The sequence below is a fragment of the Arenibaculum pallidiluteum genome (genome assembly GCF_017355985.1).
Taxonomy (GTDB): domain Bacteria; phylum Pseudomonadota; class Alphaproteobacteria; order Azospirillales; family Azospirillaceae; genus Arenibaculum; species Arenibaculum pallidiluteum.
Window position 1 is genome coordinate 124,949 of record NZ_JAFIQU010000011.1, and the last position, 12,493, is coordinate 137,441.

17 protein-coding genes are annotated in these 12,493 nt (G+C 70.5%); 9 read left to right on the forward strand and 8 right to left on the reverse strand.

Going from position 1 to position 12,493, the window contains the following annotated elements:
• Positions 1-48 precede the first annotated feature (48 nt).
• Genes JUB13_RS20520 through JUB13_RS20530 form a run of 3 tightly spaced genes read left to right on the forward strand, consistent with a single transcriptional unit; the run spans position 49 to position 2,661 of the window.
• Entirely contained in the window at positions 49-1,041 is a 993-nt protein-coding gene (locus JUB13_RS20520; protein ID WP_207482185.1) for an HpcH/HpaI aldolase/citrate lyase family protein, read from the forward strand.
• The gene (locus JUB13_RS20525) at positions 1,038-1,943 is read left to right on the forward strand and encodes a hypothetical protein (protein WP_207482186.1); all 906 of its coding nucleotides are present in this window, start codon (positions 1,038-1,040) and stop codon (positions 1,941-1,943) included. The genes JUB13_RS20520 and JUB13_RS20525 overlap by 4 nt, the downstream gene beginning before the upstream one ends.
• A 4-nt stretch (positions 1,944-1,947) precedes the next feature.
• Positions 1,948-2,661, forward strand: coding sequence for a nitroreductase (locus JUB13_RS20530; protein ID WP_207482188.1), 714 nt, complete (start codon positions 1,948-1,950; stop codon positions 2,659-2,661).
• Positions 2,662-2,697: 36 nt separating this feature from the next.
• On the opposite strand, the gene JUB13_RS20535 is transcribed toward JUB13_RS20530, so the two are convergent.
• From JUB13_RS20535 to JUB13_RS20550, 4 genes are all read right to left on the reverse strand, one after another.
• Positions 2,698-3,708, reverse strand: a complete 1,011-nt coding sequence (locus JUB13_RS20535) for a hypothetical protein (RefSeq protein WP_207482190.1) — start codon at positions 3,706-3,708, stop codon at positions 2,698-2,700.
• A 64-nt stretch (positions 3,709-3,772) separates the two neighbouring features.
• Positions 3,773-4,300, reverse strand: coding sequence for a methyltransferase family protein (locus JUB13_RS20540; protein ID WP_207482192.1), 528 nt, complete (start codon positions 4,298-4,300; stop codon positions 3,773-3,775).
• 170 nt (positions 4,301-4,470) lie between these two features.
• Positions 4,471-5,487 (reverse strand): DUF2125 domain-containing protein, encoded by a 1,017-nt coding sequence (locus JUB13_RS20545; protein WP_207482194.1) that lies wholly within the window; start codon positions 5,485-5,487, stop codon positions 4,471-4,473.
• Between the two features lie 58 nt (positions 5,488-5,545).
• Positions 5,546-6,025 carry a type 2 periplasmic-binding domain-containing protein gene (locus tag JUB13_RS20550; protein WP_207482196.1) on the reverse strand — a complete coding sequence of 160 codons (480 nt, stop codon included), beginning with the start codon at positions 6,023-6,025 and terminating at the stop codon, positions 5,546-5,548.
• Between the two features lie 226 nt (positions 6,026-6,251).
• On the opposite strand from JUB13_RS20550, the gene JUB13_RS20555 reads away from it, so the two are divergent.
• The 3 genes from JUB13_RS20555 to ptsN all read left to right on the forward strand — a co-directional run bounded on the left by JUB13_RS20555 (position 6,252) and on the right by ptsN (position 8,031).
• The gene (locus tag JUB13_RS20555) at positions 6,252-6,863 is read left to right on the forward strand and encodes a gamma-glutamylcyclotransferase (RefSeq protein ID WP_328702976.1); all 612 of its coding nucleotides are present in this window, start codon (positions 6,252-6,254) and stop codon (positions 6,861-6,863) included.
• 92 nt (positions 6,864-6,955) lie between these two features.
• Positions 6,956-7,549, forward strand: coding sequence for a ribosome hibernation-promoting factor, HPF/YfiA family (gene hpf / locus JUB13_RS20560; protein ID WP_207482199.1), 594 nt, complete (start codon positions 6,956-6,958; stop codon positions 7,547-7,549).
• A gap of 23 nt (positions 7,550-7,572) precedes the next feature.
• Positions 7,573-8,031: a PTS IIA-like nitrogen regulatory protein PtsN gene (gene ptsN, locus JUB13_RS20565; protein WP_207482201.1), complete on the forward strand. Its 459-nt coding sequence runs from the start codon at positions 7,573-7,575 to the stop codon at positions 8,029-8,031.
• Between the two features lie 112 nt (positions 8,032-8,143).
• Here ptsN and JUB13_RS20570 read toward each other — a convergent pair whose 3' ends face one another.
• Complete coding sequence (locus JUB13_RS20570; RefSeq protein WP_207482203.1) at positions 8,144-8,362, reverse strand: DUF1150 family protein; 219 nt, start codon at positions 8,360-8,362, stop codon at positions 8,144-8,146.
• A gap of 38 nt (positions 8,363-8,400) precedes the next feature.
• Positions 8,401-8,859, reverse strand: a complete 459-nt coding sequence (locus JUB13_RS20575) for an Hsp20 family protein (RefSeq protein WP_207482204.1) — start codon at positions 8,857-8,859, stop codon at positions 8,401-8,403.
• A gap of 253 nt (positions 8,860-9,112) precedes the next feature.
• Here JUB13_RS20575 and JUB13_RS20580 point away from each other — a divergent pair, with 253 nt between their 5' ends.
• The 3 genes from JUB13_RS20580 to JUB13_RS20590 all read left to right on the forward strand — a co-directional run bounded on the left by JUB13_RS20580 (position 9,113) and on the right by JUB13_RS20590 (position 10,535).
• Positions 9,113-9,472, forward strand: a complete 360-nt coding sequence (locus JUB13_RS20580; RefSeq protein ID WP_207482205.1) for a CidA/LrgA family protein — start codon at positions 9,113-9,115, stop codon at positions 9,470-9,472.
• The gene (locus JUB13_RS20585) at positions 9,469-10,185 is read left to right on the forward strand and encodes an LrgB family protein (RefSeq protein ID WP_207482206.1); all 717 of its coding nucleotides are present in this window, start codon (positions 9,469-9,471) and stop codon (positions 10,183-10,185) included. The genes JUB13_RS20580 and JUB13_RS20585 overlap by 4 nt, the downstream gene beginning before the upstream one ends.
• An 80-nt stretch (positions 10,186-10,265) precedes the next feature.
• Positions 10,266-10,535: a hypothetical protein gene (locus JUB13_RS20590; protein ID WP_207482207.1), complete on the forward strand. Its 270-nt coding sequence runs from the start codon at positions 10,266-10,268 to the stop codon at positions 10,533-10,535.
• Between the two features lie 27 nt (positions 10,536-10,562).
• Here the strand turns inward: JUB13_RS20590 and JUB13_RS20595 are convergent, their stop codons facing one another.
• Positions 10,563-11,105: a hypothetical protein gene (locus JUB13_RS20595; protein WP_207482208.1), complete on the reverse strand. Its 543-nt coding sequence runs from the start codon at positions 11,103-11,105 to the stop codon at positions 10,563-10,565.
• Between the two features lie 112 nt (positions 11,106-11,217).
• Complete coding sequence (locus JUB13_RS20600) at positions 11,218-12,492, reverse strand: TRAP transporter large permease (RefSeq protein WP_207482209.1); 1,275 nt, start codon at positions 12,490-12,492, stop codon at positions 11,218-11,220.
• Position 12,493: the final 1 nt, after the last annotated feature.

A 12,493-nucleotide genomic window follows, 5' to 3' on the forward strand; every position in this document is an offset into this window, starting at 1 on the left:
TCCGGAGGATCGATTCCAGAACCCACGGATGCCGGCAGGGGACGAGAGATGGCGATGACGAGAATGGTCAAGGGGCGGCCCGAGCGGCTGCACCGCTCCGAGTTGGCGGTGCCGGCGACTTCAGAGCGGTTCTTCGCAAAGGCGGCGGCAAGCGCGGCGGATGTCGTGTTCCTGGACCTCGAGGATGCCGTGGCGCCCGCGCGCAAGGCGGAGGCCCGGGCAGGTGCGGTTCGCGCGCTTACGGAGATCGACTGGGGAACGAAGACCCTGGCGCTGCGCATCAACGCCCTCGACACCCCATGGGCGCTCCGAGACGTCCTGGACGTCGTCCCGGCGGCACCCCGTCTCGATCTCGTGCTGCTGCCGAAGGCGGGATCCGCCTTCGACGTCCGCTTCGTCGAACAGCTGCTGATCCTGATCGAGCGGGAGCATGGACGCTCGAAGCGAGTCGGGATCGAGGTGCTGATCGAGACCGCGAAGGGGGTGGGCCATGCCGAGGAGATCGCGGCCGCGTCGGACAGGCTGGAGGCGATGATCTTCGGGGTCGGCGACTACACCGTGGACATGCGGACCTTCGATCCCGTCTTCGGCGCGCCGAGCGCGCGCTACGCGGTGATGACCCCGCCGGGAGAGGATGGCCGTCGCGAACGCCACTGGAACGACCAGTGGCATTTCGCGATGGCCCGGGTCGCGAATGCCTGCCGGGCCAACGGGCTCCGTCCGATCGACGGGCCGTTCACGGATTTCGGCGATCCCGACGGCTACCGCGCCAGCGCGCAGCGGGCGGCAGCGCTCGGCTTCGAGGGGAAATGGGCGATCCATCCCTCCCAGATCGATCTCGCCAACGAGGTCTTCTCGCCATCAGCGGAACAGGTCGTCTGGGCTTCCAAAGTGACCGAGGCGATCGGCCGCGCCGTCGCGGAGGGCAATGGCGCCGTCGGGGTCGAGGGCGTTCTGGTCGACATGGCGCATGCCAAGCAGGCGGAGGCGATCCTCAGGCGTGCCGAGGCCGTTGCGTCCGTACGGGAGCAGGGGGGGTGACCGGGGTCAGCGATCCCGTGCCCGCGGTGCGCGAGGCCGATGCCCGGGGCAGGACGGCCGAGCTGTTCGATGAGATCCGGCAGACGCTCGGCGTTCCGTACGTGAACCTGGTCTGGCGTCATCTTGCGACGATCCCCGGAGGACTGGAGTGGACCTGGGGCGTCGTAAGGCCATTGTACCGAGGCGCGGAGCTGCCGGAGGCGGCGTCCGTCATCAGGGACGGCATCGATGTCGGCGGGATCGGAGACCTGCCGCCATTCCTCTTCGACGCCGTGGGGATCGGCGCTGCGGAGCGATGCCGGATCGACGCCTTGATCGCCTCGTACAACCATGTGAATGGCTTGGCGCTCGTGGCTCTCATGGCCGCCCGCGCGGCGCTTTCCGGCCGGGACGGCATATCCGGGCCCGAGGGGCGAGGAGCGGAGAGGATATCCCTGCGCGGGAGCGCCGACTGGGTGGACTTTCCGCGGCTTCCGGGCCTCGACGAGCTTCCGGCGCATGTTCATGCCCTTGTGCTGGGGCTCGATGGGTACGGGCGCGTCGGCGACACGCCGGTCGTAGCGAGCCTGTACCGACACCTCGCCCACTGGCCGGGCTTTCTGGCGCTGGCCTGGCTCGCGCTTCGTCCGGCGCAGGAGGACGGCCGCCTGGCGGCCGGCGTGCGCATGGCGGTCGACGGGGCGCGGCGGGCCGGACGGGAGCTTCCGCACGGCATCGGCCCTCCGGGCGTCCGTCTCGACATAGATACCCACAACTCCGTCGAAGCCGGCCTGACGGAGTTCACCGAACGGGCAATCGGTCGCATGGTCGTGATGGGAGCATGCCTGCGGCGTCTGATCCCGGATCCGGCGGGGGACGGGGACCGTGGCATGTCGGGTGGAGTCCGGATCCAGAGAGGTTGAGCTGATGTCGGAGCGAGACGCGCCGGTTCTTGACGCCGAGGCCGTGCGGGCGGCGGTCGAATGGGCTATCCGCACGAGGCGCAGTGTCCGCGGATTTCGTCCGACCCCGATCCCGCGGGAGACGGTGGAGCGCATCCTGACGCTGGCGAGCCGGGCCCCGAGCGGCAGCAACATGCAGCCCTGGAAAGTGCATGTCCTCCTGGGGCCCGCCCTGGAACGCCTGCGCGCGGAGCTGCTCGCCCTGCACGAGGCCGGCGCACCAGAGGCCCGCGAGTACGACTACTATCCCCGGGAATGGCGGCAACCTTATCTCGATCGCCGCCGCAGGCTGGGATGGGGACTCTATGCGCTTGCCGGCGTGGAGAAGGGCGACCGGGTAGGGGCAGCGCGTCAGCGGGGCCGGAATTACGTCCTTTTCGGCGCGCCGGTCGGGATGATCTTCACCATCGACCGCGATCTCGGCCGGGGAAGCTGGCTGGATTTCGGGATGTTCCTCCAGAACATCATGATCGCCGCGCGCGGCCACGGTCTCGACACATGCCCGCAGGCAGCGCTCGCCAATTACCCCGATGTGGTCCGCCGGCAGCTCGGCATCCCGGAGGACGAGCTCGTGCTGTGCGGGATGGCGCTCGGCTTCGAGGATTCCGGCGAGCCCGTGAACCGGCTGGCCGTCGAGCGGGAGCCGCTTGGCGCCTTCACGATCTTCCACGAGACATGATCCACCCCGGCGACCTCCGCCGCATGCGGTACGTCCTCATGCGGTGGACCGTCGGGCGGGTGCGGCATCGCGCATTGCGGCAGCAGGCGCCGGAAGCCTGGTCCCATTGAATACCGGCACCGGGGGCGGCAACGCGGCGAGGTGCTCGGTCCCGTGCTTCATCGCGCGGTTCAGCGCCTCGTGGTGGGTCCGCAACGTGGGCAGGTCCCAGGCGAAGGAGGCGACGGCGTCCGTCAGTTCGAAGAGCGGAACGGACAGTGCATCGCGGACCGCCCCATAATCCTCGATATCCGCATCCGAGCCGCGGGCTGCGGCGATGGCCAGCAGCTCGGCGTCGCGCAGGGTGTCCGTGATCCCGTGGGCGGTCACGGGATCCTTGAAGTAGCCGGGATCGCCGACCAGCGCCCAGCCCTGACCACAGGGCTGGCGCATGAAGCCCCTGCGGCCCGGGAAGACGGTCAGGCCGCCGACCGGCGCGGATCCGGCCAACTCGGTCGCGAGCTCCGGCGCCAGCTCGGCCACGGTCGCGTGGAACCCGGCGGCGGGATTCCGGCGCATGGCATGGCGGAAGCGCGCGGTCGAGACCGACAGGCAGATGCAGTGCAGCCTGCCGTTCGTCGGGATCACGGCAAGGCCCGCCGCGATTCCGTAGCGCCACTGGTAGCCCTGCTCCGAAAAGCCCGGCCAGTATCCGTAGATGGCGGCCGTGGAATGTTCGGCATGCCTCAGCACGGGGGCGCTCGCGAGCCGGGCGACGGCCGAGCCGATGCCGTCGGCCTCGGTCACCCCGCCGCTCTCGGTGGCATCCTCGCCCGCGGCGATCTGCCAGCCGCGCGGCCTGGTCGTGGCCAGCGTCGCCGCCAGCATGTCGCGGACCTGATCGCGGCCCTCCATGGTCCGGATGTTCCAGGTGAAGGCGACGAGGTCGCGCCAGTAGCACTCGTCCGCGAACAGCCCCACGGCCGTCGCGATGTCGCCCGCGGCCAGCACCGCATCGAACCGCGCCAGCATACCCTGAACGCGCGCTTTCGGGGCCAATTCGGGCATCGCTTCCCTTTCTCCAGGGTCCCGCGGACGCTCCGTCCGTCTGCTGCAGCCCTGTCAGCCGCCATCACCGAGACCGACGAGGGCTCGCGCATGCGCAGGCGCACATCTCGAATGCGGAGACGCTCGCACTCGCCTGCTCGAAGACACGCGCCCGGGACGCATCGCGCGGCAGGCGCGGGGCGAAGCCGTGGGGAACGAGCCCGTCGGCGATCCCGCCCCGGCTGCCGAACGTCATGGCATCCATCGGCTGGCGCCATGCGGCCTCGTGCGGGCGATCGTCCTCGGGCAGCACCATCTCCCGCAGGGACCGGGGATCGTCCCGTCTCAGCAGACGGCCCATGGGCGAGATCGCGAAGGCCCTTTCCGGGAGCTCGAGGAGAAGCCCGAGCGATGCCAGGGCGCGCAGCAGCCGATAGAGAAGGTGAGCATCGGCGCCGGTGCGCTGCGCGATCGTGTGGACAGGCAGGGGCGTGTTCCCCGGGAACTGCTCGAAGACGCCGATCTCGACGCCGGCCTGGACGATCTGGCTGCGCCAGTGCCCCCTTATCAGCTCGAGGACCGCGGCGGCGTCCGATGGATGCTGCGCCATCATGCATAATTCCCCGGGCCGTTCCGCCATGGCCGCGACGGCCTTCCACCGGCTTCTCGCGGTGGAAGGCCGTCGCGGCCTTCAGGGATGCTCGGTCATGCAGATTTGCCGAGTGTTTCAGATCCCGGCCGGTCGGTTTCAGTCGTAACGCGCCTTGCCCGCCGGGGGGCGCCTCAGCCGCCGAGGCTGGGCAGGGGGGCTATCCGGACCGGGCCCAGGCTGAGCCAGCCCCTTTCCAGCACCATCGGCGCCTCGACCACCGCATCGCCATCCGGCGTCCGCCGGCGGGCCAGGAAGCTGACGGCGACCTTGGCGAGGGTCGCGTCGTTCGGACGCATCGCGCCCGCCGCAACCAGGGCATCCAGTGCCCGGTCGAGGCCGCGCAGCTCGGCATCGAGGCTGCCTTCCGGGACAAGGCCTGGCCCCAGCCCGACTCGACCGCGCGCCTCGCCCTTCAGGGGCCCATAGTCGATGCCCAGATGCTCGACCTGAACAGCCCCGCCGGCGGCGCGCCAGCGCTCGAGCTGCTCGGGCGCGGTGCCTTCAGGTAGAGGACCCGCGAGCCGCAGCGCCGCCGAGGCTTCGGCGACCGACGGCCCGAGCGGCGATGCTGCCGCGGCGGGCAGGACGAGGCTGCGCACCGACAGCGAGGCGGCCGGCGCGGATCCGTCCGCCAGGTCAGCGAGGCCGAGCCGCAGAGTCTCGGCCCGGGCGCGGCCGGTCTCCTGCCCGACCAGGCCGAGCAGGGCGCCCGCGAGCGTCAGGTCTCCGGCGGCCAGGCCGCGGCCGAACGCGAAGTCCAGCATGCCTGATCCGCCCTGCTCGGCGATCAGCTCCAGCTCCGGGCGCGGTCCGGCGGCAGGCAGATGCAGCCGATGGCGTCCCGGTAGGGCGAAGGCCATGCGCGTGGGGCTCCATGGCGCGGCGCTGACGAGCACCTCCGGCCCCTCCCATCCGAGGCCGTCGGGCAGCCGGACCGCGACATCCGGGATCCGCGCCCGCAGCGTGCCGGGAAAGCCTCCAATTTCGATGGGGCCATGCGCGACCGCGCCGCCCTGCGCCCGCTGCTCGGCCGCCCAGTCCTCGACGGCAACGCGCAGTCGGACGGCCGCCTGCCACCATGCGACGGCATAGGCGATGCCGAGCAGCAGCACCGCCAGCGGGAGCAGGAGCGTGAGGCGCTTGCGCATGGCATCCAGGTTCGGGAGATCGGGTCGGCGGCCGGTATGGCGGCCGGCGGCTCGTCCGTCAAGCGCCGCCGGCCGCCAGGGCCCGGTAGCGCTGCACCACAAGCTCGGCGCGGCCATCGGCCAGCACGCGCTCGGCCGCCGCTGAAATGCGCGCCGCGAGCGGCGGTGCCAGGGACCTGCCGCTCAGCAACAGCCATCCGCCCCTTTCGCCCGTCAGCGCCGCCGGGAGATGGGCGAGCACGATCGCCCTCACGTCGTCCTCCGGCGCCAGGCCCACCGTGACGTCCAGCCGTCCCGCGCGCAACGCGTCGGCCAGCGCCGGTGGCTCCATCTCGATCAGATCCAGGGTGCAGCCCGCATCGTCGGCCAGGAGCCGCAGCAGGTCGATGGCCGGGCCGGAGGGCGCTCCATCGGGTCCGCGCCCGTGGAGCTGTGACGGCGTCCACCCGGCGCCCAGGCGACAGCCATTGGCTACGGCCATGCCGGGCGCAGCAACTGCTGCTGAAAAGGCCAGAAGGGTCAGGAGAAGGCGCGGCATGACTGTCCCCGCTGGCCTCGGCGCCGAGAAACTACCCCGAATCCTCAGGCCGCGCCCCGGGAACTGCCGTGGCAGCGTTGGCGCAGACGTGGTACGGTCGCCTACCCGAAAGCTCCAGCTCGGGCCCTGTCCCGGAGCAATCGTCCCGAGTTGAGATCCTCGTCCGCGTCCTTCCGCACCGATGCCGCCCGACGCATCCTCCGCCAGACCATCCTCGACCCCCACCGTGACGGATTTCGAATCCGGCCCGATCCCGGGCCCCGAGATCCTGGCGCTGCCCCCCGGCCGCGACCTGTGGGTCTTTGCCTACGGCTCGCTGATGTGGGATCCCGGCTTCGTCCATGCGGAGACCCGTCCTGCGCTGCTGCGCGGCTACCATCGCGAGTTCTGCGTGTCCTCGCACCGCTACCGTGGCACGCTGGAGCGGCCCGGCCTCGTTCTCGGGCTTGACCGTGGCGGGTCCTGCCGCGGCCTCGCCTTCCGGGTCGAGGCCGCGACGGTGCCGGACGCGCTCGCCTATCTCTGGGACCGGGAGATGTCCAGCGGGGTCTACCGGCCGCGCATGGTGCCGATCTCGACCGCCGGCGGGCGGCTCCTTGCCTGCGCCTTCCTGGCCGATCCCCGGCACCGCCAGTACTGCGGCGCGCTGAGCCTTGACGATGTCGCGGGCCGGATCAGGGAGTGCTGCGGCGAGCGGGGGCCGAACATCGACTATCTCGCGAACACGGTTGTGCATCTGCACGCGCTCGGGATCCGTGACGCCCGGCTCGAGGCGCTGCATGCCGCGGCCTGCGGCCAGTCCGAGGTACCCTGCGCCGCCTCGCCGGGCTTGGCTTGACTCCTGCGGGAGGCGGCCTCTACTGTGGCGTTCCAGGTCGGCAGCGCTCGCCTCGTCCGAAGAATCCGCTCACGAAACCGACAGAGCAGGACATGCACCTGACGGTCAAAGGCAAGCAGCTCGATGTGGGCGACGCATTGCGTACCCATGTCGGCGAAACCCTCGATTCTCTGGTGTCCAAGTACTTCACGAACCCCGTGGACGGCACCGTCATCTTGTCGCGCGACGCACATCTCTATACGGCCGATGTGACGGTGCGCGTGGGGCGGGGCATCCTGCTTCAGAGCCGGGCCGAGGCGACCGAGCCTTACCCCGCCTTCGATCTGGCCGCGGAAAGGCTGGCGAAGCGGCTGAGGCGCAACAAGCGCAAGCTGCGCGACCATCACCGCAGCACGGATGCCCCGACGCTCCCGGCCGCCCAATACATCCTGGAAGCTGGCCCGGACGACGACCATATGGACACCGAAGTCGGCGTCAACGGGCACCAGCCGACCGTTGTGGCCGAAATGCAGACGGCCATCGAGACGCTCACGGTCGGCGAGGCCGTGATGCGGATGGATCTCGCCGACCTGCCGGCCATGATGTTCAGGAACAGCGCCCATGGGGAGCTGAACATGGTCTACCGCCGTCCCGACGGTCATGTGGGCTGGATAGACCCGAAGGCCCCCCAAGGCTCGCGCGCCTGATCGCGCCGCCCTCCCGAGTTGACATGATCGATCTCATCACGCCCCACAGCATCATCCCGAACCTTCGGGCGAGCAGCAAGAAGCAGGCCCTGCAGGAGCTCGCGCGCAGGGCTGCCGAGCTTCTCGGCCAGCACGAGCGCGCGATCTTCGACGTGCTGCTCGAGCGCGAGCGCCTGGGTACCACCGGGGTCGGGCACGGCATCGCGATCCCGCATGGCAAGCTGCCGAACCTGGACCGCGTCCACGGAGTTTTCGCGCGGCTGGAGCGGCCGGTCGATTTCGACGCCATCGACGATCAGCCGGTGGACCTGATCTTCCTGCTCCTGGCGCCTGAGCAGGCGGGGGCGGACCATCTCAAGGCCCTGGCGCGCGTGTCGCGCCTGCTGCGCGACGCATCCATGTGCGAACGTCTGCGCGGCGCCGACAGCGCCGATGCGATCTACGCGCTGCTGACCCATCAGGAAACCAGCAACGCGGCCTGACGGAACCCGCCAGGCCGCGCGGGGCCCGCGAAGAAGCAGCGGAGGCGCGGGGTCGGCCAGGCCGTCCCCGCCACCGGGGATGAGATCGGGGCGATGACGCCGGGTGCCGGCGTCAGTGGACGCTGACGGGCTCCAGGTCGTTCTGGCGCACCGTCGCGAAGGCAACGTCGCGTTCCGGCACCACGGCAAGCGGGGTGCCGTCGGCTGCGTGGATCGCAAATCCCTCGCCCTCATCGGTCTCCACGCGCTTCACATAGGCGAGGTCGTCCAGGCCGAAGCTCGCGAAGTCCTTCGTGGACAGCCGGCGCAGGAACTCGGGGGTGGTCTGCATGATGATAACTTTCGCTGGAGGTCAGTAGCGGGCTGTTCTCAGCCCTGCTCGGGCTCGACGTCGATCGTCCTGCCGCCGGTGGGGGCGGCCGCCTGGATCTTGATCGTGCGGACCTTGGGCTCGGGAAGCGGCCGCTTCAGGTCGACGTGGAGCAGGCCATTGTCCAGCCGGCATCCCACGACCTCTATTCCCTCGGCCAGTACGAAGCTCCGCTGGAACTGGCGCGCGGCGATGCCGCGGTGCAGGTAGATCCGGGTCTTGTCGTCTGACTGCCTGCCACGGATCACGAGCTGATTGTCCTCGATCTGGACCTGCAGGTCGTCGGTGGTGAAGCCGGCGACGGCAAGAGTGATCCGAAGCCCGTCTTCGCCGATCTGCTCGATGTTGTAGGGAGGATAGCCTTCGGCCGAGCTCTTCGAAATCCTGTCGAGCGTGCGCTCGAACTGGTCAAAGCCCAGCAGCAGCGGGCTGTTGAAAAGGGACAGACGGGTGGTCACGACGCATCCTCCTCCTGCCGAGCGAGACGCAGCCAAGGCCCGGATTCCCGGCACCTCACATCGGCAGCCTATGACGGCCTGCCTTACCGAGAAGATAAGAATTCCACCCATGGGATCAAGGAGCGCACCTTGCGTGCCCCATCGGTCGGTCCTAATTCCCCCTCGGCGCCATGCGCTAGGGCGGGGGCGGGGGAGAGACGCGCATGACGCGCATGACTGGCGGGACGGGAGGCCGGAACGACCGGCGGGCGGCATGACGGCGGCGCTGCTCACGCTCCTGGGTTGCCAGCTTGCCGGCGAAATCCTGGCGCACCTGCTGGCGCTGCCGGTGCCGGGGCCGGTCCTCGGCATGGTGCTGCTCGCTTCGGCCCTGGCCCTCCAGCCCCGCGCTCCCGAGGCGCTGCGCAGGGTGTCGGGCGCGCTGCTGCGACACCTGTCGCTGCTCTTCGTTCCCGCCGGGGTCGGGCTGGTCCAGCACGGTCCGCGGCTCGCCGCCGAAGGGACCGCGCTGGCGGTCGCGCTGGTGGTCAGCACAGTTGCGAGCATCGCGGTTGCCGCCGTGGTGTTCCGGGCCGTCGCGCGCCTGACCGGCGATGCGGACGACGCGTCTTGAGCGGCTTCGCCGACATCTGGGTGTATCTGAGCGCGACGCCGCTGCTGTGGCTGGGGGCGACCCTTGCGGCGTACCTGCTGGGCGAGGCGCTGCACAGGGCCGCCGGCGGCTCGCCCCTCGTCAATCCGGTGGCCGTGGCGGTCGCGCTGCTGATCCTCGTCCTGCTGGCGACCGGAACCTCCTACCAGACCTATTTCGACGGTGCCCAGTTCGTGCATTTCCTTCTGGGTCCCGCGACGGTCGCCCTGGCCGTGCCGCTGCGCCAGAACTGGTCGCGCGTGCGGCGCGCGGCGCTGCCCTTGGCAGCCGCGCTGCTGGCGGGGTCGGTGACGGCGGTGCTGGCGGCGACCGGCACGGCCGCGCTGATGGGCGCGGGGCGCGACAGCATCGCCTCGATCGCCCCGAAATCCGCGACGACCCCGATCGCGATGGCAGTGGCCGAGAGAATCGGCGGCCTGCCTTCCCTGACCGCGGCCCTGGTGATCGTGACCGGGATCCTGGGGGCCATGCTCGCGGGGCCCGTCCTCGGGGCGATGCGCATCGGGGACCCGCGTGCACGCGGCACCGCCCTCGGCACCGCGGCCCATGGCATCGGCACGGCGCGGGCCTTCGAACTCGGCGAGGTCGCCGGCACCTTCGCCGGAATCGCCATGGCGCTCAACGGCCTCGCAACGGCGGTGCTGGTGCCGGTCCTGATGTCGCTGCCCGGTTGAAGTCCCGGTCCGCCACACACGGAACCGTGGGGCCGCGGGTCCTGTTGGACTGCGCGACAGACCCAAGCGGAGCGAAACCCATGCGTGCCGTGCTTCCCCTTGCCGCCGTGCTGGCCCTGTCGGCCTGCGCGATGGGCCCCCAGGCCGTCGAATCCTCGGCGCCGACCGTCACCTATCGCTTTGAGCGCGGTCAGCTCGACCAGACCACCGCCCGGGCCGACGAGTACTGCGCCCAGTACGGGCAGCGGGCCTCGATCGTCGACACGACGCGGGACGGCGACAACTATCAGGCGACCTTCGAGTGCCAGAGCAGCCGGCGCGGCACCCTGGGCGGCCTGTTCGGCGGCTGAGCAACGGGAGGCGCGGGACGGCGCGAATCAGCTGGCGCCGCGCGGGTTCAGCTCGCGCAGGCGCCGTTCGGCCAGCTCGACCGCGTCCGAGAGCCGCCGGTCGCCGGCGTCCACTGCCGAGAGAAGCGCCTTCAGCATCGCGCGCAGGCGCTCGTTCTCCGTGGCGAGGCGCGCATTGGCCGCGCGCACCGCGCGCAGTTCCGCGGCCTGCTGCTCCAGCACGCCGGCCGTCGCCTCGACCAGGCCGAGAAGGCCCGCCGAGGGATCGGCCTCGCGCCCGCGCTCGAGCCGCCGGATCGCCGACTGGACCGCGTCGGCCAGCATGTCCTCGGGCTCTTCCTCGGCCGCGCGGCGCGCGGCGCGGGGCTGCGGGCGCGGCGCGGGGGCATCGGCAGCCGCGGGGATCGCACGGATCGCCGGCTCGCGGGGCGGCCGGAAGGCAGGGTCGTGGCGCGTCGCGGCGATCGCCGGCTCGGCGCGCGGCGTCCCCGCGCTGCGGGGCAGGAACTCGTGGCGGGGCGGCTCGGGCGCCGGCTCGTCTTCGCCCCGCGGGAAATAGGACACCGTCATCGGCGCTCCGAACGGCTGGACCGCCGGCGTCCCGGCGGCCCGGCCACCTTGCCTGGGTGGTAGTTAAGGATTTCTTTTCGAGTTCAGGTGGCGATCCTGGGCGTCGATCGCCTCAATACAGCAGGTTCCGGAACGTCAGGCTGATCGCCGGCACGTAGGTGATCACCATCAGGCAGGCGCCGACCACCAGCACGAAGGGAGCCAGCGGCCTCACGATCTCGTGGAAGGGCAGGCGCGCGACCTGGCAGGCCGCGAACAGGTTCACCCCGAAAGGCGGCGTGATCATGCCCAGCGCCAGGTTCACCACCATGATCAGCCCGAAATGGATGGGGTCGATGCCGAAATGGACGGCGACCGGGGCCAGGATCGGGGCCAGGACGATGATGGAGGCCGAGGTCTCCACGAACATGCCGAGAATGAACAGGAAGACGTTCACCGCCAGCAGGAACATCGCGCCCGAGTGGATGGTCTCGGTCAGCCAAGTCCCGACGTCCTGCGGGATGCCGGCGCGGTTGATCAGCCAGGAGAAGAGGCCGGCATTGGCGATGATGAACATGATCACCGCCGAGGAGACGACGCTCTTGCGGAAGATCCGCGGCAGGTCGGCCGGCGCGATCTCGCGGTAGACGAACAGGCCGACCACCAGCGCATAGACGACGGCGACCACCGCCGCCTCGGTCGGGGTGAAGATGCCGCCGTAGATGCCGCCGATGATCACGACGGGCATCAGCAGCGCCAGCGCCGCCTGCCGGCCCGCGGCGACGAGCCCGAGCCGGCCCTCGTGGTCGTCCCGGCCCATTCCCCGGATCCGGCACCAGACATAGACGAAGAGCATCAGCGCCCCACCGATCAGAATGCCGGGGCCGATCCCAGCGACGAACATCTCGCCGATCGAGACCTCGGCCGAGACGCCGTAGAGGATCATGGGGATCGAGGGCGGGATGATCACCCCCAGCTCCGCCGATGTCGCCTGCAGCGCCGCGGCGAAGGGCCTGGGATAGCCGTGCTTCAGCATGGCCGGGATCAGGATCGCGCCGATGGCGAAGGTGGTCGCGACCGAGGACCCGGAGACGGCGGCGAACATCATGCAGGTCAGCACGCAGGTGCAGGCGAGGCCCCCCTGGACGCCGCCGATGATGGACTTCGCGAACTCCACCAGCCGGCGCGAGATGCCGCCGACCTCCATCAGGTTGCCCGCCAGGATGAAGAAGGGGATCGCCGCCAGCGGATAGCTGTCGATGCGCACGAAGAGCTGCTGGCCGACCAGCAGCAGCGGAAGCTGCGTGAAGGCCAGGATGCCCGCGATGCTGGCGAGCCCGATGGAGACGGCCACCGGCACGCTCAGCGCGAACAGCAGCAGCATCGTGAAGACGAGGGTGCTTCCCATG